This is a genomic window from Paracoccus sp. 22332, assembly GCF_052045125.1.
Lineage (GTDB): Bacteria > Pseudomonadota > Alphaproteobacteria > Rhodobacterales > Rhodobacteraceae > Paracoccus > Paracoccus haematequi_A.
This window is the reverse complement of sequence record NZ_JBQEOI010000126.1, coordinates 1-674: the sequence shown is the minus strand read 5'-3', so window position 1 is coordinate 674 and position 674 is coordinate 1. Positions and strand designations below refer to the sequence as shown.

2 protein-coding genes are annotated in these 674 nt (G+C 61.9%); both read right to left on the bottom strand.

Going from position 1 to position 674, the window contains the following annotated elements:
• On the bottom strand, positions 1–241 hold a 241-nt coding region (locus tag ACTJI6_RS24155; protein WP_440804319.1), incomplete at its 3' end, for a transposase domain-containing protein.
• A gap of 62 nt (positions 242–303) precedes the next feature.
• A partial coding sequence (gene tnpB / locus ACTJI6_RS24150) for an IS66 family insertion sequence element accessory protein TnpB (protein ID WP_440804316.1) occupies positions 304–674 on the bottom strand: 371 nt, incomplete at its 5' end.

Genomic DNA, 674 nt, shown 5'->3' with positions numbered 1-674 from the left:
CCAGGGCCAGCTGCAGGTCTTCCAGCGCCAGCTCCAGTTGCTCGATCTCGCGTTCGATCTTTTCCGAACTGGCTCCGAACTTCTGCTTTTGCAATTTGGCAATCCGGACGCGCAGCGCCTGAACCAGCAGGTCATGGGCGCGCAAGCTCGCCGACATCTTCTGATTTTCTGCCTGCAACGCGGCAATGATCGCCTTCAAGGCGGCAGGATCATTGGGCAGTGGCGTGGTCGTTCCGGACATGGCGATGGATACCATATCCTCCTGTCGAACGCTACAAAAACACGCAATTACAGGAAGATAAATCAGCCGACCCGGGCCGGTGGCGCGCCCCAGTCCGGCCGCCTCCAGTCAATTCCCTCCCACAGCATGGCCATCTGCGCCGATGTCAGACGCGCAGTCCCGTCCTTGCTGTTCGGCCAGGGAAAGCGCCCGCGTTCCAGCACCTTGTAGTAAAGGCAGAAGCCTTGGCCGTCCCAATACAAGAGCTTCAATCTGTCGCCACGCCGACCGCGGAACGCAAACACCGCCCCGCCTGCCGGCTTCTGGCGCAACTGATCCTGCGCCAGAGCCGCCAAACCCTCGATGCCCTTGCGCATGTCGGTCACCCCGCAGGCCAGATAAACCCGGACACCGGTGCCGGGCCCGATCATGCCGCCTCCACCACCCGGATCAA